General features: G+C 60.5%; 23 protein-coding genes and 1 tRNA gene. 20 read left to right on the top strand and 4 right to left on the bottom strand.

The window, feature by feature from the left end; translation table 11 throughout:
- The first annotated feature begins 3 nt into the window (after positions 1-3).
- The 10 genes from ACM6JM_RS12155 (at position 4) to ACM6JM_RS12110 (ending at position 7,337) form a co-directional block, all read left to right on the top strand.
- Positions 4-429 carry an HK97 gp10 family phage protein gene (locus tag ACM6JM_RS12155; RefSeq protein ID WP_414881955.1) on the top strand — a complete coding sequence of 142 codons (426 nt, stop codon included), beginning with the start codon at positions 4-6 and terminating at the stop codon, positions 427-429.
- Positions 426-842 carry a phage tail terminator-like protein gene (locus tag ACM6JM_RS12150; protein ID WP_414881954.1) on the top strand — a complete coding sequence of 139 codons (417 nt, stop codon included), beginning with the start codon at positions 426-428 and terminating at the stop codon, positions 840-842. The genes ACM6JM_RS12155 and ACM6JM_RS12150 overlap by 4 nt, the downstream gene beginning before the upstream one ends.
- 70 nt (positions 843-912) lie before the next feature.
- Positions 913-1,566, top strand: a complete 654-nt coding sequence (locus ACM6JM_RS12145; RefSeq protein WP_414881953.1) for a phage tail protein — start codon at positions 913-915, stop codon at positions 1,564-1,566.
- A 3-nt stretch (positions 1,567-1,569) separates the two neighbouring features.
- Positions 1,570-1,953, top strand: a complete 384-nt coding sequence (locus ACM6JM_RS12140) for a phage tail assembly chaperone (protein WP_414881952.1) — start codon at positions 1,570-1,572, stop codon at positions 1,951-1,953.
- 62 nt (positions 1,954-2,015) lie between these two features.
- On the top strand, positions 2,016-2,264 hold the full coding sequence (locus ACM6JM_RS12135; protein ID WP_414881951.1) for a DUF1799 domain-containing protein: 249 nt from the start codon (positions 2,016-2,018) through the stop codon (positions 2,262-2,264).
- A 10-nt stretch (positions 2,265-2,274) separates the two neighbouring features.
- Positions 2,275-5,253, top strand: a complete 2,979-nt coding sequence (locus ACM6JM_RS12130) for a phage tail tape measure protein (protein ID WP_414881950.1) — start codon at positions 2,275-2,277, stop codon at positions 5,251-5,253.
- Positions 5,253-5,591 carry a phage tail protein gene (locus ACM6JM_RS12125; RefSeq protein ID WP_414881949.1) on the top strand — a complete coding sequence of 113 codons (339 nt, stop codon included), beginning with the start codon at positions 5,253-5,255 and terminating at the stop codon, positions 5,589-5,591. The genes ACM6JM_RS12130 and ACM6JM_RS12125 overlap by 1 nt, the downstream gene beginning before the upstream one ends.
- A 9-nt stretch (positions 5,592-5,600) precedes the next feature.
- Positions 5,601-6,350, top strand: a complete 750-nt coding sequence (locus tag ACM6JM_RS12120; protein WP_414881948.1) for a phage minor tail protein L — start codon at positions 5,601-5,603, stop codon at positions 6,348-6,350.
- A gap of 1 nt (position 6,351) precedes the next feature.
- Positions 6,352-7,122 carry a C40 family peptidase gene (locus tag ACM6JM_RS12115; protein ID WP_414881947.1) on the top strand — a complete coding sequence of 257 codons (771 nt, stop codon included), beginning with the start codon at positions 6,352-6,354 and terminating at the stop codon, positions 7,120-7,122.
- Positions 7,123-7,139: 17 nt separating this feature from the next.
- The gene (locus ACM6JM_RS12110) at positions 7,140-7,337 is read left to right on the top strand and encodes a hypothetical protein (RefSeq protein WP_414881946.1); all 198 of its coding nucleotides are present in this window, start codon (positions 7,140-7,142) and stop codon (positions 7,335-7,337) included.
- Here the strand turns inward: ACM6JM_RS12110 and ACM6JM_RS12105 are convergent.
- Together ACM6JM_RS12105 and ACM6JM_RS12100 are read right to left on the bottom strand one after the other, a co-directional pair.
- The gene (locus ACM6JM_RS12105; RefSeq protein ID WP_414881945.1) at positions 7,330-7,575 is read right to left on the bottom strand and encodes a hypothetical protein; all 246 of its coding nucleotides are present in this window, start codon (positions 7,573-7,575) and stop codon (positions 7,330-7,332) included. The two genes, ACM6JM_RS12110 and ACM6JM_RS12105, sit on opposite strands and share 8 nt — an antisense overlap.
- Before the next feature lie 96 nt (positions 7,576-7,671).
- Positions 7,672-8,229, bottom strand: coding sequence for an ATP-dependent Clp protease proteolytic subunit (locus ACM6JM_RS12100; RefSeq protein WP_414881944.1), 558 nt, complete (start codon positions 8,227-8,229; stop codon positions 7,672-7,674).
- A gap of 137 nt (positions 8,230-8,366) precedes the next feature.
- On the opposite strand from ACM6JM_RS12100, the gene ACM6JM_RS12095 reads away from it, so the two are divergent.
- Genes ACM6JM_RS12095 through ACM6JM_RS12055 form a run of 9 tightly spaced genes read left to right on the top strand, consistent with a single transcriptional unit; the run spans position 8,367 to position 16,993 of the window.
- The gene (locus tag ACM6JM_RS12095) at positions 8,367-8,789 is read left to right on the top strand and encodes a hypothetical protein (RefSeq protein WP_102687661.1); all 423 of its coding nucleotides are present in this window, start codon (positions 8,367-8,369) and stop codon (positions 8,787-8,789) included.
- A 53-nt stretch (positions 8,790-8,842) separates the two neighbouring features.
- Positions 8,843-9,445, top strand: a complete 603-nt coding sequence (locus ACM6JM_RS12090) for a tail assembly protein (protein ID WP_414881943.1) — start codon at positions 8,843-8,845, stop codon at positions 9,443-9,445.
- Positions 9,446-9,503: 58 nt separating this feature from the next.
- Entirely contained in the window at positions 9,504-13,067 is a 3,564-nt protein-coding gene (locus ACM6JM_RS12085) for a host specificity protein J (RefSeq protein WP_414881942.1), read from the top strand.
- Positions 13,068-13,082: 15 nt separating this feature from the next.
- Entirely contained in the window at positions 13,083-13,388 is a 306-nt protein-coding gene (locus ACM6JM_RS12080; protein WP_234205116.1) for a hypothetical protein, read from the top strand.
- Positions 13,385-14,071, top strand: coding sequence for a hypothetical protein (locus ACM6JM_RS12075; RefSeq protein ID WP_414881995.1), 687 nt, complete (start codon positions 13,385-13,387; stop codon positions 14,069-14,071). Before ACM6JM_RS12080 ends, ACM6JM_RS12075 begins: the two co-directional genes overlap by 4 nt.
- 21 nt (positions 14,072-14,092) lie before the next feature.
- Positions 14,093-15,469 (top strand): phage tail protein, encoded by a 1,377-nt coding sequence (locus ACM6JM_RS12070; protein ID WP_414881941.1) that lies wholly within the window; start codon positions 14,093-14,095, stop codon positions 15,467-15,469.
- Between the two features lie 7 nt (positions 15,470-15,476).
- Positions 15,477-16,022 carry a phage tail assembly chaperone gene (locus ACM6JM_RS12065; RefSeq protein WP_414881940.1) on the top strand — a complete coding sequence of 182 codons (546 nt, stop codon included), beginning with the start codon at positions 15,477-15,479 and terminating at the stop codon, positions 16,020-16,022.
- Positions 16,023-16,064: 42 nt separating this feature from the next.
- Positions 16,065-16,490 (top strand): cell wall hydrolase, encoded by a 426-nt coding sequence (locus ACM6JM_RS12060; protein WP_414881939.1) that lies wholly within the window; start codon positions 16,065-16,067, stop codon positions 16,488-16,490.
- Positions 16,490-16,993: a lysis system i-spanin subunit Rz gene (locus ACM6JM_RS12055; RefSeq protein ID WP_414881937.1), complete on the top strand. Its 504-nt coding sequence runs from the start codon at positions 16,490-16,492 to the stop codon at positions 16,991-16,993. The genes ACM6JM_RS12060 and ACM6JM_RS12055 overlap by 1 nt, the downstream gene beginning before the upstream one ends.
- Here ACM6JM_RS12055 and ACM6JM_RS12050 read toward each other — a convergent pair.
- Positions 16,983-17,666 (bottom strand): SOS response-associated peptidase family protein, encoded by a 684-nt coding sequence (locus ACM6JM_RS12050; protein ID WP_414881936.1) that lies wholly within the window; start codon positions 17,664-17,666, stop codon positions 16,983-16,985. The two genes, ACM6JM_RS12055 and ACM6JM_RS12050, sit on opposite strands and share 11 nt — an antisense overlap.
- Positions 17,667-17,688: 22 nt before the next feature.
- Positions 17,689-18,414 (bottom strand): hypothetical protein, encoded by a 726-nt coding sequence (locus ACM6JM_RS12045; RefSeq protein ID WP_414881935.1) that lies wholly within the window; start codon positions 18,412-18,414, stop codon positions 17,689-17,691.
- 229 nt (positions 18,415-18,643) lie between these two features.
- Between ACM6JM_RS12045 and ACM6JM_RS12040 the strand changes: the two genes are divergently transcribed.
- A tRNA-Pro gene (locus ACM6JM_RS12040) sits at positions 18,644-18,712 on the top strand.
- The last annotated feature ends 1 nt before the right edge of the window (position 18,713 follow it).

Below are 18,713 nucleotides of genomic sequence, written 5' to 3'. Positions count from 1 at the left end.
CATATGACCAGCCGCTACGGCGGCCAGCAAGGCAGCTTTGCCGAGACCCTGGCGGCATTCGCTGAGAAGACCAGGGAGGTTATCGACGATGTGTTCCGCGAGGTGGTGATCGAGATCGGCACTTCGGTTATCCGGCTGTCACCAGTGGATACCGGTCGGTTTAAAGGTAACTGGCAATTCACCATAGGCTCCCCATCCAATCAGAGCCTCGACACAGTCGACAAGGCAGGGCATGAGACGATTGCCGCATTGGTAGCCCAGGTCAGCAGTCTTGAAGCGGGGCAAATTGCCTATATCGTCAACAACCTAGTGTACGGCGTCCCGCTTGAGTATGGGCATTCTGCGCAGGCACCAGCCGGCATGGTGCAAATAACGCTCGCCCGCTTCCAGCAGATTGTCGAAGAAGCCATCAGGAACAACCAGGTATGAGCCACAACATCATTGCTGCGGCCTTCGAGTCGCGCCTGCTGACTTGGGCCAAGGCTCGCGCCAAGCCGATCAAGGTCGTGGTCGAGAACGAAACCTACACGCCGGCGACGGGCGAGGCGTACCTGCGCGCTTTCACGCTGCCAGCGGTCACAGCCAGCAATACGCTGAGCGGCGATCACCGCGTCTACGCTGGTGTGTTCCAGGTCAACATCGTGACGGCCTCCGGCAAGTATCGCACCGAGGCGAGCGGCATCGTTGACGAGCTGGCCGCGCTGTTCCCGCTGAATTTGCGTATTGCCCGCGCCGGACTTGTCGCACTGGTGATGACGCCGGTTGCGCCCGGGCCGGGGATACCAGACGGCAACACCTTCACGGTATCGGCCTCGTTCCAATACCGATCCGACACCAACTAATCCGCCCGTTGGGCAAACCCAGAACCCGCCATTGAGCGGGTTTTGTCATTTCTGCACAGAGGAAACAAACATGGGCTTTCGACTCCCCAACGGCGCCACGCTTGAAATTGCTTCGACTTACGGCACCCCAATTCCGGTTACGGCGCTGAGCAATGCCAATCCCGCCGTTGCTACTGCCGCAGCGCATGGCCTGGCCGATGGCGATATCATCGCGATCGCTTCCGGCTGGACGCGACTCAACGACCGTGCAGCGCGTGTGGCTGATAGCCTGACTGGCAGCTTTGCGCTGGAGAGCATCAACACCACCAACGTGCAACCGTACCCGGCTGGTTCCGGTATTGGCTCGGTGCGTGAGGTGACCGGCTTTATCGAGATTCCGCAAATCACTGATCTGACGTCCAACGGGGGCGACCAGCAGTTCCTGACGTTCGGGTTCTTGGCTGACGATGATGATCGCCAAATCCCGACCACGAAAAACCCGATCAGCATGGCTGTTACGGTGGCTGATGACCCGGATCTTCCTTACGTGGCTGTTGTCGAGGCAGCAGACGAAGACAAGCAGACTCGCGTGCTCCGGCTGAACCTGCCGGGCGGCAGCAGCATCGTCTACAACTGCTACGTCTCGATCACCTCGACTCCTACGCTCGGCCGCAACAACTTGATGACCCGAGTCATCACTCTGTCGCTCGCCGGTCGCCCAACCCGTTACGCAGCGACGGTGTAACCCATGGCCAAGATCAAGATCTCGCAGAATCCGACCTTCACGGCGAAGGTCGCAATCCCACGGGTGGGCGCCGATCCGGTCAACGTTGAGTTCGAGTTCAAGTACATGGACCGACTGGCCCTGGCCGCGCACTTCGACAAGTGGAACGCGGCGCGTGACGAGCATGCCAAGAAGGTGCAGGAAGACGAGTTGAACTGGCAGGAAGCGACCGGCGCCGAGATCGCACTGCAGGTCGGCCAGCTCAAGGACATCATCGCGAGCTGGGGTTTCGACGAGAAGCTCTCGGACGAGTCGCTGACGGCGTTGGTCACGACCTGCATTGGCGCGCCTCAGGCTGTGCTCTCCGCATACCAGGGCGCCTACCAACCGGCCCGCCTGGGAAACTGACCGGCGCCGCCCGCGTCCTGTATGAGCAAGGGCCATCAGACGCAGATCTGGCGGCCTTTGGTTTGACCAAGGCGGACATTCCCGACGTTGAGTACGAGGTCTGGCCAGACAACTGGCCGGCCTTCCTGCTGTTCGAGGCCATGTCTACGCAGTGGCGCGTCGGCATGGGTGGCGCTACAGGCTTGGACTACAACGCCTTGCCGCCGGTGGCGTCGATGCTGGGCATGAAGCGGCGCGAAATCCCTGAAGTCTTCCACGACATACGTGTCATGGAAGCAGAAGCCATGCTCGTGATGAGCGAATCGAAATAACGGAGCCCGCATGACTTCTATTGCTGAACTCGGCATCAAGGTCGATTCGACCGATGCTGCGCAGGCGAGCTCCGACCTCGACAAGCTTACGGCCGCAGGTGCACGGGCCGAGAAGGCGGCGGAGGGCGTCTCCAAGGGCGCCGACAAGGCCTCGGCATCGATCAAGAAGCAAAGGGACGAACTGAGCGATCTGCTCGGCGAAATCGATCCCACGGTAAAGGCCCTTGGCCGGCTGGACGAGCTCGAGAACAAGCTGGCGAAGCAGAAGAAACTCGGCGCGCTCGATGCGTCGACCTTCAGCGAGTACCAATCCAAGATCGACCAGTCTCGGGCAAATTTGACCCGCTTTGACGACAGCCTGACCCGCACCGGCAACACCGCCAAACAGACAGCCGCTGCGCTGCGCGGCGTGCCTGCACAATTCACCGATATCGTCGTGTCGCTGCAAGGTGGCCAGGCCCCGCTGACCGTTTTGCTCCAGCAGGGTGGCCAACTCAAAGATATGTTCGGCGGTATCGGCCCGGCAGCGAAGGCGCTGGGCGGCTACGTGCTCGGCCTGGTTAACCCGTTCACTGTCGCTGCGGCGGCAGTCGGTGCGCTGACTCTGGCTTATTACAAGGGCAGCCAGGAGGCTGACGAGTACAACAAGGCAATCATCTTCACCGGAAACGCCGCCGGCACAAGCGCTACTCAGCTGGCGTCGATGGCGCAGCAGGTGAGCGCAACGGTCGGCACTACCGGTGCCGCTGCTGAGGTACTGGCCAAGCTGGCAGGCAACGGCAAGATCGCCAGCGGCAGCTTCGAAGAGATCACCGAAGCCGCTCTGCAGATGGAAAAGGCCACGGGCAAGGCCATTGACGACACGATTGCCGAGTTCGCGAAGATCGCCAAGGACCCGGTCGCCGCAGCCAAGGAGCTCAACGACCAGTACAACTTCCTCACTGCCTCGGTCTACTCGCAGATCGTGGCGCTGAAAGAGCAGGGCGACACCATTGGTGCCGCCAAACTGCTCACTGACACATATGCCGACACGATTAAAAGTCGAACCGGCGAAGTCACTGCCAATCTCGGCCTGATTGAGGGGGCGTGGCAGAAGATCAAGGCGGCGGCATCAGGAGCGCTCGATGCAAGTCTCGACATCGGCCGCACGCAATCTCTTGATTCGCAGATCGCCAACTATCAGAAGATCCTCGACGGACGAAAGTCCGGCGGGTTCCTGTCGTCGTTTTTCGGTGACGAGCTCGGTGCAAACAGCCAGTCGACGAAGTTCCTGGAGCAGCAGATTGTTTTGCTGCAGAAGCGCAAGGACGAGATTGCCGCCAGCGCAAAGGCTGATGCGGATCGGGCGAAAACCGAGCGCGACGGCATCGACGCGAGCCTTCGACTCAAGGCGATCAGCGATTCCAACCTCACCAACGAGGAAAAGCGCAACAAGCTGATCAAGGAGTACAAGCGGGACGTCGAGGCCCTGCGCAAGGCGAATCCGAATGATCCACTGGTGCAGGAAGCGGTCGTCACGAAGACGATCCAGAACATCAAGGAAAAGAACAAGGATCCGAAGGCAGCGACCTCAGCGGTCAATCTGACCGAGTTCAACGACTCGAAAAACCAGCTGTCGCTGATCCTTGGCGAATACAAGAACGCCCAGAAGGAACTGGAGGCCGCGCAGAAGGCCGGGCTTGTCACGCAGGAAGATTACCTACTCAAGCGCCAGGCGCTGATCGGCAATGAGCGTGACGAAGTAACCGCCGCGTATCAGGCCGAGATCAGCTCGCTGGAGGCAGCGAAAGGCAAGGCCAGCACCTCGGCCGCGCAACGCATTCAGCTCGACCAGAAGATCGCCGATGCCAGGGCCAGCATGGTCAAGGCTCAGAAGGAAGCCGACAGTGAGCTCGAAGTCATCGCGACGAACGAGCAGGGCCGGCTCGCCAAGCAGGCGCAGGCGATCAAGGTCTACACCGATGCCCTCGACCAGCAGAACGTCGCCCTGCGTCGCGCTGGCGGCCGTGCGGCGGACGGTGTCGGACGTGGTGAGCGTGAGAACGCCATCAATGGTGAACTGAACGGCATTGCTGATCGAGCCAACCAGCAGCGTCTGGATCTGGCGCGGGACCGGGCCGACAAGGCGCGCAACATGAGCGCCGAGGAGTACCAGGCCAAGCTGGACGCGATCAACAGAAGCGAGAAGGACCTGAGCGAAACAGTGCTCAGCAACTACGAGCAGATGTCGGCCGCGCAGAGCGATTGGCGCAACGGCGCAACCTCGGCGTTCAGCAACTACCTGGAGAGTGCCCGCAACATCGCCGGCCAGACCCGCGATCTGTTCACCAACGCTTTCAGCTCAATGGAAGACGCGGTCGTCAATTTCGCAATCACCGGCAAGGGTTCGTTTTCGGACTTCACCAAGTCGATCTTGGCGGACATGGCGCGGATCGCTACCCGGCAGGCCAGTTCGGCTTTGCTGAGCAGCCTGGTCGGTGCGGGTGCGAGCTACTTCGGTGGCGGCGGCGCGGCAGCCTCGGCGGGTTCTACAGCTGCGGGATATAGCGGTGATTTGTCTGGTTTCACGCCGGGCAGCATCCAGGCCAAAGGCGGCGCGTGGTCGGGTGGAGTACAAATGTTCTCCAATGGTGGCGCATTCACCAATGGCGTAGTCAGCAAGCCCACGGCCTTTGGCATGGCGGGCGGGCAGACGGGCGTCATGGGCGAGGCGGGGCCGGAGGCGATCATGCCTCTGACTCGCACCGCTGGCGGTCAGCTGGGCGTGCGCGCAATCAGCGGCGGCGGGAGTGGTGGAGGCAACGTTTACAACTTCCCTGTCGCTGTATCTGTGCAAACCCAGGGCAGTGGCGGTGCGGCCAGCACGGAAGACACCACGCAGTTGGGCAAGGGCATTCAGCAGGCGGCGAAAGCCGAAGCTGAGACCGCAATTGCCCGTGCGCTGCAGCCGGGCGGCTCGATTTGGCGCCTTACAAATGGGAGGGGCTGATGGCCATCGAGAAATTTACCTGGCCGACTCAACACGGTGATTCGCCTGAGATCGTGTATCGAGTGCGCACCTCGCAGTTTGGTGGCGGCTACAAGCAGGAAGTCGGCGACGGGCCGAACAACAAGGAAGACGCCTATCCGATCACCTACAGCGGCCCACAGGCCAAAGTTCTGGAGATCATGGCTTTCCTCGACCGGCACGCCGGTGCGAAAGCGTTTCTCTGGACAACACCGCTCGGGGAGCTCGGCCTGTTCACCTGCAAAAATCCCGCTCCCACACCAATGGGCGGCGGCGTCTTCAAACTCACCGCTACGTTTGAGCGGGCATTCCAACCATAAGGGGCAGTCATGCCGCTGATCAGTGACATCCAGGTGCTTGAGCCTGGCAGCGAAGTGCTGCTTTTTGAATTGGACGGCACGGACTACGGCGCGGATGTTCTGCGCTTCCACGGGCACGCGATACCGCATACGGCTGCCGAGTTGATCGCCGCCGGCGACGACGCCGACCAGCTGCCGGCGAAAGCGATTTACTGGCAGGGCAACGAGTACAGCGCCTGGCCGATGCAGATCGAAGGCATCGAGGCGAACGGCGACGGCACGGCGGTTCGGCCAACACTGTCGGTCGGCAACGTCAACGGGCGCATCACTGCGCTCTGTCTGGCGTTCGAGGATCTGCTCGAGTTCAAGCTGACGATGCGCCACACGCTGGGCACGTACCTCGACGCGGCGAACTTCCCGGCCGGTAACCCAACGGCAGATCCGACCCAGGAGACGATCGAGGTCTGGTACATCGACCAGAAAACGAACGAGGACGGGGAAACGGTCAGTTGGGAGCTTGCTAGCCCGGGCGACGTCGGTAACGAGTCAATCGGCCGGCAGGCTACGACGCTGTGTCACTGGTGCCTCACCGGCGGCTACCGTGGGCCGAACTGCGGATACACCGGGCCTTACGTGACCAAGGACGGCGTCGTCACTGACAACCCTGAACTGGACGAGTGCGACGCCACGTTGGGCAAGGGATGCATCCCACGCTTCGGCGAGGGCAACCCACTGCCTTTCGGTGGCTTCCCGGCCGTTTCGCTGATCGCACGGAGCTGACATGCGCAAACACATCTTGAACGCGATCCAGGTGCACGCGGCGGCCGAGTACCCGAAAGAGTGCTGCGGTCTGTTGATCGCCGTGGGCCGCAAGCAGCAGTACTACCCGTGCCGCAACGTCTCTACCGAGCCAAACGAGGAATTCCGGATCGATCCCGAGGAGTACGCAGCGGCCGAAGACATCGGCGAAGTGATCGGAGTGGTGCACTCGCATCCGGACGCCACAAGCAGGCCTTCACCGCGCGACCTGGCCATGTGCGAGGCGACGGCCATGCCGTGGCATATCCTGAGCTGGCCCGAGGGCGACCTGCGCACCGTCATGCCTTCGGGTGAGGTGCCGCTGCTGAAGCGGCCTTTCGTCCACGGCGCCTGGGACTGCTGGCAGGTCTGCGCGGACTGGTATAAACGCGAGTGGGGTCTGGAATTCGAAGCCTTCAAGCGCGCCGACGGCTGGTGGGAGAGCAAGGACAACGCCAGCCTTTACGAAGCGAACTACGAAGCCGCCGGCTTCTACCGGGTCGACCAGCCGCAGCGCGGCGACATGATCGTGATGGAGGTCGGGCGAACGGTTTACCCGAACCATGCTGGGATCTTCCTCGGCGCCGATCCGGCGTTGCCGGGTGAGGATGCCGCGACGTTCGGTCCCGGTCCGTTCCTGTTGCACCACCTGTACGGCAGGCCGTCAGAGGTCATTGTCTTTGGCGGGCCATGGCTCGATCGAACTCGCCTGATTCTCAGGCACAAAAATGCACAACCAACCAAATGCGCGTAAACGCGCCGGAGAGCAACATGAATCAGCCATTTGCGCGAACTGAAGATGGAAGCGTGTTTATCAGCGATGCGGTACTGAAGTCTCAAGCAATCGTTACGGCTGTCGGGGTTTCACTGCCGTCCGACTTTGCAGAAAAGTCGCAAAAGAAAGCCGACCTGCTGGAGCGTCGGCTTGTTCGTTTGGAAAAAGAGCTAGGACTCGCTCCACTCAGCTAGGCTGGCGCGCCGACTTGAAGAGCTGAGATATCAGGTTGGCGTTTGGTCGGACACCGAAAGCCGATCCCAGTGATTTCGATATCGTCATCGCACGCGCTTCGGCCGCCGCTATGCCTTCCTCGCCCTGAGAGGAGTGGACTTGTGCGAGTAAGCCATAAACCATGGCCGTGAGAGCTTGAATATCAGCGGCATGAGAGTTCACAACCTTTTGGATCTCACGATATTGTTGCGTTTCCACATTGACCTCCAGGTCATAAACGCGCCGAGATTGGCGCAATCCCAGTCCTTGGGCTTGCAGGCAAAGGACTGGGGAATCCTCATACGTCAAAAAGCATCAGACGGTGATCCACCACCTGATGGAGTCGGCAGAAAGCACAACATCACCTATCTCGGTTGCAAGATTGGCGCTCACCGCATCCTCAGCTGTTAGAACGCGCGCTGTGTTTTTCAAGCAAGCGCGTATGTCTGTTTTTTGCGCCGCTCCCGCAGTCCTCTCGTCGAAGATGCTGACGTAGCGGTCAAAATCATTGTCGAGACTAAGGGAGTGCTCGTTCAATCGCGCATGGTCAAGTCTCGATCCATTAGGGAAACCCCAATTCAGTGGGTGCAGCAAGAAGCGACTATGCGGGGCGGCGATACGGCGGTCGGCAGCCAAAAACAGAATTATCCCCATAGATTCAATGTTTCCGGTGTTGTGAATCGTCACGGGCACGGGTAAAGAACGAATGAAATTGAACAGCCAAAAACCGAGCATTGTGCTCCCGCCATCCGTTGTGACGTGGTAGCGAATCTCGGTAGCTCCTTGAGCCAAGGCTTGCAGTGACACGTCCTGTAGCTGTAACGCTGCGCCTTGGTGGATATTGCCGGTGAAGTGGATCACATGGATTGTCATGTTTACGCTCTTGTACCGAGGGAGGCACAACGCTACTACGGCGGGATCCAACCAGGTTACTGGGCTTTCGTCCACGCTGGATGCCCACACAGCTCTCAGGGTGATATCGTGCAGCCTTTCCCACAGGAGTGACCTGCATGAAATTGATCGTAGGAGCGCTGGCGGTAGCGCTGTTGGCTGGGTGTGCATCGTCAGCTATTCCGGTTAGCCAGGCCGATCCGGTGCCGCGTGATGAACTGTACGCGTTTCAAACCAAACCAGCCGGCGAAAGCGGCAAGGTGACGGTCGTGCGGGACTCGGGAATGGTGGGATCTGGTTGTGACATCGTCGTGTATGTCGACGGCCGGAAGGCTGCGAAAATCGGCACTGGTCAGCGCGCCTCCTTTTACCTACCGCCGGGAAATCCAAGCATCGGAGCGGGTCTTGCGGGCTCTGGGCTGTGTGGCGGGGCAGCCATTCGTACGATTTCCGCCAATGTGCAAAGCGGCAAAGAAAGCCTCTACCGAATCAGCGGAGATATGAGCGGCTTCTTTCTTGGCCCGTACGTCGATTATCAGTAAGTTAGTTCGCATTCAGCCGCCTTCGGGCGGTTTTTTTATGTCTGGAGAAAGTCATGCAATCGAGCATCGCTCACTATCAGCCGATGACCACGATCAGGCTGTCAGGGTCTCTTGCGGCCAAGTTTGGCAGGGTTCATCGTCGAGTGCTGGATTCTGGCCAGACCTGGGAGGCGTTCCGAGCATTGAAAGCGACACTTGAGGGATTCAAGGAGGAGATTCAACGCCTCGATCGACTTGGCATGCGCTTCGCCGTTTTCCGCAACCGAAAGAACGTTGGTGAGGCGGAGTTCGGCTTGGGTGGCGCAACTGATATTCGAATCGTGCCGGTCATCCACGGAAGCAAGAAGGCCGGATTGATTCAGACCATTGTCGGCGCGGTTCTGATCGTTGCCGGTACGTTTCTTTCGACCACGCCATTTGGTGCGCCACTGATTGGCGCGGGTATCGGCCTTGTCGCCGGCGGCGTAATCCAGATGCTCAGCCCGCAAGCCTCAGGCCTAAAGCAAAGCGCTTCCCCCGAAAACGCCCCGTCCTACGCCTTCGGCAGCGCCAAGAACACCACGGCCAGCGGCAACCCGGTCCCGATCTGCATCGGCGAACGCCGGTGGGGCGGAATGATCATCTCGGCCTCGATCCTGGCTGAAGACAAAGTGTAAGCAGGACAGCAAGACACCAACCGCCCGCGAGGCGGTTTTTTTATGCCTGGAGGAAAGCATGGGCGCAGTGGAACAGATCGAGATCTACGGCGAGAAGGGCGGCAGCAGCAAGCCGAAGTCGCCGGTCGAAGCCAGCGACAGCCTGCGCTCGACCAACCTGGCCAAGTTGCTGATTGCCGTGGGCGAGGGTGAGTTCGACGCCGTCCCGACCGAGTACGACATCTATCTGGACAACACGCCGATCCGCGATGCCAGCGGCAACTACAACTTTCCGGGCGTGAAGTGGGACTGGCGCCCGGGCTCCGTGGATCAGACGTACATTCCGGGCATCCCGTCCGTTGAGAACGAGACGTCGCTGAACATCGAGCTGCGCAGCGATGCGCCGTGGGTCCGCTCGATCACCAACACCCAGTTGTCGGCCGTGCGTATGCGTCTGGCCTGGCCCGCGCTTCAGCAGTCTGACGATCAGGGCAACATCGGCGGTTACCGGATCGAATATGCCATCGACGTGGCCACCGATGGCGGCGCCTATCAGCAGGTGTTGACGGACGCGGTCGACGGCAAGACCACCACGCGCTACGAGCGCTCGCGCCGCATCGATCTACCGGACGCCACCACGGGCTGGCAGATCCGCGTGCGCCGCCTGACGCCGAACCAGAACAGCAACAAAATCGCCGACACCATGCTGGTGGCCGGTTATACCGAGGTGATCGACGCAAAGCTGCGCTACCCGAACACCGCGCTGCTCTACATCGAATTCGACGCCGAGCAGTTCACCAACATCCCGGCCGTGACCGTGAAGTGCAAGGCCCGGCGCTGGATGGTGCCGAGCAACTACGACCCGATCCTGCGCACCTATACCGGCACGTGGGATGGTTCGATGAAATCGGCATGGACCAACAACCCTGCATGGATCACTTACGGAACGTGCACCGAAGATCGTTTCGGCCTGGGCAAGCGCATCAAACCGTGGATGGTCGACAAGTGGGAGTTGTACCGGATCGCCCAGTACGCCGATCAGTTGGTGCCGAACGGGCTGGGCGGTCAGGAACCACGCTTTCTTTGCGATATGAACCTGCAGGGCAAGGCCGATGCTTGGTCGCTGCTGCGCGACATCTCGGCGATTTACCGGGGCATGACCTATTGGGCGCAGGGCCAGTTGGTGATGCAGGCCGACATGCCGCGCGCGCAGGACTTCGACTATGTCTTCACCCGGGCCAACGTCATTGACGGGAAATTCTCGTACGGCAGTGCCTCGGCGAAAACCCGATACACCCGGGCCCTGGTCAGCTACGACAACCCGGCCAACAACTACGACACCGACGTCATCCCATTCGCCGATCTGGAACTGCAACGCCGCTACGGCGACCGGCCAACCGAGCTCAGCGCGATTGGCTGTACCCGCGCATCCGAGGCGCAGCGCCGAGGAAAGTGGGCGATCCTCAGCAACAACCAGGACCGCACCGTGTCGTTCAAGACCGGTATGGAAGGCGTGATCCCGCTGCCCGGCCACATCATCCCAGTGGCGGACTCGTTGCTGGCGGGTCGTGAAGTTGGCGGGCGGATCTCGGCAGTGGCGGGGCGCGTCATCACGCTCGATCGGGATACCCAGGCCAAGGCCGGTGACCGGCTGATCATCAACCTGCCCGGCGGGCGTGCTGAAGGCCGCACGGTGCAGAGCGTCAACGGACGAGCGGTGACGGTCACGACCAACTACAGCGAGCCGCCGGTGGCACAACTGCAATGGGCGCTCGACGCGGATGATCTGGCAATCCCGCTTTACCGCGTGCTGCGCACCAAGCGCACCACCGAGGGCGATTTCGAGATCAGCGCGCTGCAGTTCAACCCGAGCAAGTTCGCGCACATTGACACCGGCGCGAGGCTGGAAGAACGGCCCATCAGCGTGATCCCGATTACCGTCGTACCGGCGCCGGCGAGCGTGTCTCTGTCGTCGACTTCATCGGTGGTGCAGGGCCTGGCCGTTGCCACCATGACCATCAGTTGGCCCGCCGTGGATGGCGCGGTCGGCTATGACGTGGAGTGGCGCAAGGACAGCGGCAACTGGATCAAGCTCCAGCGCACGGGCATGACTAACGTGGACGTGGTCGGCATTTACGCCGGCGCCTATGTGGCCCGCGTTCGCGCGGTGAGTGCGTTCGATATCACGTCGATTTGGCGTAACTCGATCCTGACCAATCTCAGCGGTAAGCAGGGTCTGCCGCCGGCGCTGAGTTATCTGACGGCCACGCCGCTGCTGTTCGGCATCTACCTGAAATGGGGTTTTCCGCCGGGTGCCGAGGACAGCCAACGGACGGAGATCTGGTATGGACCGACAACGGTTTTGGAGGCAGCCACCAAGCTGACGGATCTGGCCTACCCGCAGAGTGACTTTTCGATGCTCGGCCTGCGCGCCGGTGTGACGTTCTACTTCTGGGGCCGCATCGTCGACAAGATCGGCAACATCGGGCCCTGGTATCCGATCGGCATCGGCGTGCAGGGGCAGTCGAGTTCCGATGCTGCGGCGATTCTGGAAATGATCGCCGGCGAGATCGGCCGCACGGAGCTGGGCAAGGACATCCTCGACGAGATCGACAAGATCCCGGGTTTGCAGGCGCAGATTGACGCGCTTGATGGACTGAAGGGTTACGACCCAGAGGCCACCTACGAGGAAAACGACCTGGTCGTGGTGGGCAAACGGATCTATCAGGCCACTGGCCCGGTACCGGTGGATACGCCACCGCCGAATCCTGCCTACTGGCTCGACGTTGGCCAGACGGTACAAACGGCCAATGGCCTTGCCCAGCAGGTGGCGACCAATACTGCCGACATTACCGAAGTCGACGGCGTGGTCACCGCGCAGGCTACTGCGTTTCAGGCCTTGCGCGCGGCTTGGCGTGATGACGATGGCCAGGGTGACCTGGACGGAGCGCTCAAGGAATGGGGCAGTACGGCGGCCATCGCGAACGAGGATCGGGTCCGTTCTTCGGAAAACCTCGCAACGGCGCAAACACTGAAACAGGTCACGGCGGAAGTCGGTGAGAACTCTGCGGCAGTCACTGATCTGCGCCAGGTCGTTGTGACCGATAAGGCCGCAACGGCGGAAGCGATCACGCAGGTCAACGTGAAGGTGGGCGAAAACACCGCCGCCATTCAGGAGACATCAACTGCCTACGCGGACACCAGCGGAAAGCTGAGCACCATGTGGTCGGTGAAGATGCAGATCACGGCAAACGGTCAGTACGTCGCTGCCGGGATTGGCCTAGGCATCGAAAACACTGGCGCAGGGCTGCAAAGCCAGTTCCTGGTCGCTGCTGACCGTTTCGCGATCGTCAACACCATTGCCGGCGGCGCCATCTCTGTTCCGTTTGCGGTGCAGGGTGGCCAGGTGTTCATGAACTCGGCGTTCATCGCTGACGGCACGATTACCAACGCCAAGATTGGCAGTTACATTAGCTCGACCAACTACATCGCCGGCCAACAAGGCTGGATTCTCAATAAAGACGGAACGCTTGAGATCAACGGCATCGTGCCCGGCCAAGGCCGGCTGGTGATCAACTCGCTGAACGTCTCGGTCTACGACGCAAACAATGTGTTACGCGTTCGGCTCGGCTATCTGGGGTGATCAATGGCACATGGAATGCGGATCTGGGGTGCCGACGGCGCCCTTCAGGTCGATGAGAACTCATTCACCATTCGGGTGGTGCTGTCGACGCTGGTCACTTTCAGTAATGCCGCGAAGACCAACCAGGACTTTTCCGTGCCTGGCGTTGGACCTGGGAACGGCGTGGCCATAGTTGTTCCAATCGGCCCTTACACCGATCAGCAACAGCAGTTCGAAACCGAGCTCGTCGACAACGTCGCCCGGGTCTACAACCACACGCGGGGGTACGCCAGCACGATCGCGTCAGGGACGATGCGACTGATCGTGATGAGGTTCAACTGATGGCGGGATACGGGCTTCAATTCACAAACAACAGCAACGTGGTCACTATCGACTCGGAGTTTGCCCGGTTGATGGTGATCTCCAGCGGAAGATATGCCCCGACCGAAGAAGGCGGCATGGGGTCAACAACTTACTTCGGAAGGCCAGTTACATCTCAAGAGCCGCCCTTGGTATTTGTCCGACCGGACAACAGCGCTCTAATTGCAGGCCTTAGCAACGTGAGGCTGATAGGGTCAGCCGGTAACTGGGTCGGCTTCTATGTTAGGACATACAGTAACGCCACGGCTCAGCCGAACGGCCGATATTTCGTTGCAGCGTTTGCCGCACAAGCGGTCGCGCAGTACGGCATGCGGCTTTGGGATGGGGCCGGGAAGATGCTTTTCGACTCAGGAACGCCAAACGCGACATTCACGCGAGCTTTCCAGAACTGGACATACGTGAAGTCGGATCAGACTGATCAAGGCCTATACCGCAACTATTATTCGGTACCGTTCAGCTTCCCGCAGAACGAATTCATGCTGATCAACAACTTCGGGATGACGATGGTTTCGGGAGGAACAATCCCCAGGCAGCTTTATTGCACTTGGGATTTTTCCACCGGCACGCTCTATGCGGTAACAGTTGCAGCCAACAACCCATTTGCCTTTTTCCTGCCTGCGGTCTTCGCGAAGCAGGCTGTCTAACCACCCCAATAGGAACACGCCATGCCCTGGTACAAAGCCGGGACGGTTTCTGTCGTCCAAAATTCCAATGCCGTTATCGGTACGGGAACTGAGTTCATTGCAGGCTGCCGCGTAGGTGATGCGTTCCGCGGCCCAGATGCTGGATGGTACGAGATTATCGGCATCGGCAGCGATACGACGATTTCCATCTCCCCGAACTATCAAGGCGCAACAAATGCTGCCGGGGTTTACGCGCTGGCGCCGATGCAGGGTTACGTCAAGGATTCAGCCGACGCGTTGCGAGCGCTGCTCCAACAGTTCGGCGGAGTGCTTTCAGTGCTGGGGGATGTGCCCACGCAGGCCGGCGTTCGGTCCTCCCTCAACCTTGCCAGCACAGACGGTCTATTGGAGGGCGCTACCAACAAGTACATGAGTGGAGCGGGGGTGAGGGCAATCCCGCTCACCGGCCTGGATCTGACCCAGGCAACTGCGGTTGTGGCCACTGATACGATCCTTGCTGCGTTCGGCAAGCTGCAGGCCAGCAAGGCAGACGTGGTCGACGTGAAAAAGGTAGTGGTCTCGGTTTCCTCCAGCCGGGCACTGCTGCCAGAAGAGCTGGGGCTGGTATTGGCCAGTGCTTCGGTGGCAGCAACCACCATTACATTGCCGGCAGCCACATCCGCACTTGGCGTGCGCGATGTAGTGCTGCGCCGAGTCGACAACTCAGGAAACAGGCTCACCATTCAGGCAAACGGCACGGACAAGATCAAGTTTCACACGCACCTGAGTTCGGCCGGTTATGCGTTCTTCGTTCTGATGGGGGCCGGTGACTTCTGGCACCTTCGCAGCGATGGCGCAGGCAGCTGGTGGCCGATCGCACGCGCAGACACCACTCCGCTTGGCCGTCCGTCTTTTGAGACGACCACGACATTCCCACCAGGTGGATATGGCGGCCTGGCTGGTCCGGTGCTTCAGCGGTCTGAATGGCCATGGCTTTGGGACCACGCGCAGGCGTCCGGGATGCTGACCACTGAGGCGGCCCGAGTCGGCCGCGAGGGCGGATGGACCAGCGGTGACGGCTCAGCCACTTTCCGCGGGCCTGAAGGCCGAGGAGAGTTTATTCGCATCCTGGATGAAACCCGTGGGGTGGACATCAGTCGCGTCGCGGGATCCTCTCAGGGGGACGCCATTCGCAACATTACCGGCAGTGTTTCGGCACTCTACCGCCCGGCCGCCGCAGGATCCTCTGGCGCCATGGGTATCACGCAATACGGCTCCACGCCTCCCAAGGCTGGATCGGTCGGTGCGGACCCTGGCGACAGCGCATCGGTCAACTTCGACGCCTCCCGCCAAGTGCCAACGGCGACAGAAAACCGTCCGCGCAACATCGCGTGGCCCGGCCGAATCAAAATGATCTGAGGTGTTCATGAGTTACATCTATCTGATTGACCCAAGCGGGGTTATCGACGGACCGGTCGAGCTGCCGATAATTCCCGGCATCGGCATTCAACCGCCGAGCAATGCTGTTGCACTGGACTTCGTGCTTGATCCGCCGGAGGCCGGCAAGGTCTGGGCATGGGTTGATGCTGAGGTACGGCAGATCGCAGACAACCGTGGCGTGGTGTATAGCGTTGAAACCGGCGCCGAACAGAATTACACCGTCCTTGGCGATCTTCCTCCTTCCCTTACTGCGCTCCCATGGCCTGGCCGCCACTTTATCTGGACAGGTGCCGAATGGCGTCAGGACGAAGAGGCGGTCGCCGCAGAGGCCTTGGCCATTGAGCGCGAATGGCGAAGCGCTCGTATTGCGGAGAGCGATTTTCTGGCTATGCCGGATTACCCGATAAGCGCTGAGCAGCGAATCGAGCTGTACGCCTATCGTCAGTCGCTGCGGGACTGGCCGGCCTCCGCACAGCCTCCCATTCAGCAACGACCCGAGCCGCCCGCGTGGTTTGCCGAAAAAATCAAATGAAGCCCCGATTATTCGGGGCTTTTTTATGCATGGAGAAACGTGATGACTGCAACCGAAAAAGGCCGCGACGTGCTTGCACGCACCCTGTGGGGCGAGGCTCGCGGCGAATCCTTGGCGGGGCAGGTTGCCGTGGCCTGGACTATTCGCAATCGCGTGTTCGACGGCAAGACCAATTCATGGTGGGGGGAGGGCTACGCCGGCGTTTGCCAGAAGCCTTACCAGTTCAGCTGCTGGAACAAGAACGACCCGAACTATCCATTCCTGAGTGGCGCGCGGGAGATCCCTTTCCGCGAACTGGCGCAGTGCCGGATTGCCGCTGACCAGGTGGTCGACGGCAAGGTGCCGGATCCTACTGGCGGGGCCACGCACTACTACGCGCTCAGCATGAAGGCACCGCCAGCCTGGGCGGCGAAGGCCAAGCAAACCTTGAAGCTGGGCGGGCACGTGTTCTTCAAGGATGTGCCGTAATGGTCGTGCCGTGGAGAGTTGTCAGCGCGGTAGTGCTGGCGCTCGCCGGCGCTGCCTTGGCTTGGCAGGTTCAGGACTGGCGATTCGGCAAACAGCTGGCCGAGCAGTCCAGGCTGCACACCGAAACCCTGAATCAGCTGACCCAGGCCGCCGCTACCGCGCAGCAGGCCGAGCAGGACAAGCGTCTGGCGCTCGAACAGAGGCTCGCGGCGAACGAGCAAACCCATTACAGGAAATTGAGCGATGCCCAACGTGACCAAGATCGCCTGCGCGATCGCCTTGCCACTGCTGATCTGCGGCTGTCAGTCCTCATCGACGCGGATTCAGCCGGTGGCTGTGACGTGCCAAAAACCACCGGCCCCGGCGGCCTGGATCATGCAGCCGTACGCGCCCGACTTGACCCAGCGCATGCTCAACGAATTATCGCCATCACCGATGAAGGTGACCGGGGATTGATTGCACTCCAGGCCTGTCAGGCGTACGTGCGAGAAATCACGCGCTGATGGGGCGGATCAGATCGGGCCCCTGGTTGCGGACATTGCCGACGGCGCGGTCGACCTTGAACCATTCGAAAGCCTCGGATGGCTCGCCCTCATGCAACACCATCTGTTCGGCGCGTTCTTTCGGTGTCGCTGGGTCCAGCCATTCGCGGGCAAGCTCTGGCGAGAGAACTACCGGCCGCCGGTCATGAATGTCGACCATGCCGCCCACGCTGTCGGCGGTGATGATGACAAAGCCGTCATGCTCGCCTGGATCATGCTCATCGTTCGGATATTGGCCGATCGCGGCGCAGAGGATTGGCGACTGGTCCCGATGCCGGATCAGGTATGGCTGCTTCTTCGGGCCACCCTCGTCAACCCACTCGAACCAGTTGTTGATCGCGATGATTGCCCGGTGCGGCCAGATGGCGCGGAAGAATGGACCGTGGGCGACTTTCTCGACCCTGGCGTTGATCGGTGCGGCTCGGTCTTTCGCCCAATGCGGGCGCCACCCCCAACGCACCATGTCTGCGTGGAGAAACTCGCCTTCCTGGTGGAAGAGGGCAAGCTGGGCGGTCGGCGCGGCGTTGTACCGCCCGAGAGGCTGCTCGCCGGTTGAGTTGATCAGGGCGTTCGGCATGCTGAGCGCTGCCACGAAGTCGTGAATGCCGCTGTATTGGGAGAGTCGTCCGCACATTGCCAGATCCTCGCATGAGCTTTCAGCGTAGACCTGCTGGCGCCGGCTTTGTCACAAAACCTTTTCCGGCGCAGGTCTGGCAGTCATCGCGCGCGCCAAATCGGTCGAGGCACACAGGGCAGGTGCAGAACGCCGCTGATTCAATGTGTGGTCGCACCTTTTCAAAAGTACGCAGATCGCGCTCTTCCTTTGCGACTTGGCCAGCATCAACCAGCGCGCGGTAAGTGTCTGGGTCGTCGATGGGGCTGTAGTCGACGCCACCGATTACTCGCTCAGTTTCGACCAACTGGTATTGCTGCCCATACATGGCCAGGATCAGTCCGGAAATTTTGCCAATGTTCCTGGAGAGCCCCAGGTTGAGATGTACGCCTTCTGGACCAGAGTAAACCTTCCCGTCGTACGCGAATGACGCGCCTCGCGGCGTGGCAGATGCGAAGTTGAATATGGACCGGCTGATGGTGCCCAGCAGCTTTCCGTTGTCGATCTGCACGACCCTGTAGGTCGACGCACCGCGGTAATGGCCCGGCGAATTCTGCAGCTCCTCGACGGCGTGCCAGTAAGCAGCGTCTGCCACCTCGTTCATTTCGAACTGTTCAAGCTGGTCGATCAGTCCCTCTGTTTGTAGCGCAGCTGACATCTCATGAAGGGTTTCTCGGTGCCCCTCTGGGTTTTGCATGCGGAAATCTTGATCATCGAGAGTTGAGCGCCATCGCTGGAGTCGGAGGGCTTTCGCCTGGTCGAAATTCATGGGAACGGATTCACTGTACAAATGCTGTATGCATGTACAGTAATCGAGTGTCGCAAGGTGGGCGAGGGCGAGGCGACGAGCTGTAGGATTTTGGATTGGTGTTCGGTCGGCAGAACGCCGGGGATGGTGCCAAAAAGGCTCAGTGACTTTCCGAGTGACTTTGTAAAACACGGTTGCGCACGGTTGGGCATCGTTGCAGCGAGCGCCCGGCGCGAAGCCTCTGTTTTTGCGGGCTGTAGATCAGTCCGCTTGCATGGGGTGCTAGGGGTCGAGTGTTCGAATCACTCCGTCCCGACCAT

Origin of the sequence: Pseudomonas sp. IT-P2, assembly GCF_949767575.1 — a bacterium.
GTDB classification, from domain to species: domain Bacteria; phylum Pseudomonadota; class Gammaproteobacteria; order Pseudomonadales; family Pseudomonadaceae; genus Aquipseudomonas; species Aquipseudomonas pharyngis.
The sequence above is the reverse complement of the archived record's forward strand: the minus strand, read 5'-3'. Positions and strand labels throughout refer to the sequence as shown.

Coding starts and splice junctions, on each gene's coding strand:
- ACM6JM_RS12095 (WP_102687661.1), top strand. CDS start 8,367: ATGAAATTGATCGTAGGAGCGCTGGCGGTAGCGCTGTTGGCTGGGTGT.
- ACM6JM_RS12055 (WP_414881937.1), top strand. CDS start 16,490: ATGGTCGTGCCGTGGAGAGTTGTCAGCGCGGTAGTGCTGGCGCTCGCC.
- ACM6JM_RS12120 (WP_414881948.1), top strand. CDS start 5,601: ATGCCGCTGATCAGTGACATCCAGGTGCTTGAGCCTGGCAGCGAAGTG.
- ACM6JM_RS12080 (WP_234205116.1), top strand. CDS start 13,083: ATGCGGATCTGGGGTGCCGACGGCGCCCTTCAGGTCGATGAGAACTCA.
- ACM6JM_RS12125 (WP_414881949.1), top strand. CDS start 5,253: ATGGCCATCGAGAAATTTACCTGGCCGACTCAACACGGTGATTCGCCT.
- ACM6JM_RS12145 (WP_414881953.1), top strand. CDS start 913: ATGGGCTTTCGACTCCCCAACGGCGCCACGCTTGAAATTGCTTCGACT.
- ACM6JM_RS12070 (WP_414881941.1), top strand. CDS start 14,093: ATGCCCTGGTACAAAGCCGGGACGGTTTCTGTCGTCCAAAATTCCAAT.
- ACM6JM_RS12155 (WP_414881955.1), top strand. CDS start 4: ATGACCAGCCGCTACGGCGGCCAGCAAGGCAGCTTTGCCGAGACCCTG.
- ACM6JM_RS12065 (WP_414881940.1), top strand. CDS start 15,477: ATGAGTTACATCTATCTGATTGACCCAAGCGGGGTTATCGACGGACCG.
- ACM6JM_RS12100 (WP_414881944.1), bottom strand. CDS start 8,229: ATGACAATCCATGTGATCCACTTCACCGGCAATATCCACCAAGGCGCA.
- ACM6JM_RS12060 (WP_414881939.1), top strand. CDS start 16,065: ATGACTGCAACCGAAAAAGGCCGCGACGTGCTTGCACGCACCCTGTGG.
- ACM6JM_RS12140 (WP_414881952.1), top strand. CDS start 1,570: ATGGCCAAGATCAAGATCTCGCAGAATCCGACCTTCACGGCGAAGGTC.
- ACM6JM_RS12045 (WP_414881935.1), bottom strand. CDS start 18,414: ATGAATTTCGACCAGGCGAAAGCCCTCCGACTCCAGCGATGGCGCTCA.
- ACM6JM_RS12110 (WP_414881946.1), top strand. CDS start 7,140: ATGAATCAGCCATTTGCGCGAACTGAAGATGGAAGCGTGTTTATCAGC.
- ACM6JM_RS12085 (WP_414881942.1), top strand. CDS start 9,504: ATGGGCGCAGTGGAACAGATCGAGATCTACGGCGAGAAGGGCGGCAGC.
- ACM6JM_RS12130 (WP_414881950.1), top strand. CDS start 2,275: ATGACTTCTATTGCTGAACTCGGCATCAAGGTCGATTCGACCGATGCT.
- ACM6JM_RS12115 (WP_414881947.1), top strand. CDS start 6,352: ATGCGCAAACACATCTTGAACGCGATCCAGGTGCACGCGGCGGCCGAG.
- ACM6JM_RS12090 (WP_414881943.1), top strand. CDS start 8,843: ATGCAATCGAGCATCGCTCACTATCAGCCGATGACCACGATCAGGCTG.
- ACM6JM_RS12050 (WP_414881936.1), bottom strand. CDS start 17,666: ATGTGCGGACGACTCTCCCAATACAGCGGCATTCACGACTTCGTGGCA.
- ACM6JM_RS12150 (WP_414881954.1), top strand. CDS start 426: ATGAGCCACAACATCATTGCTGCGGCCTTCGAGTCGCGCCTGCTGACT.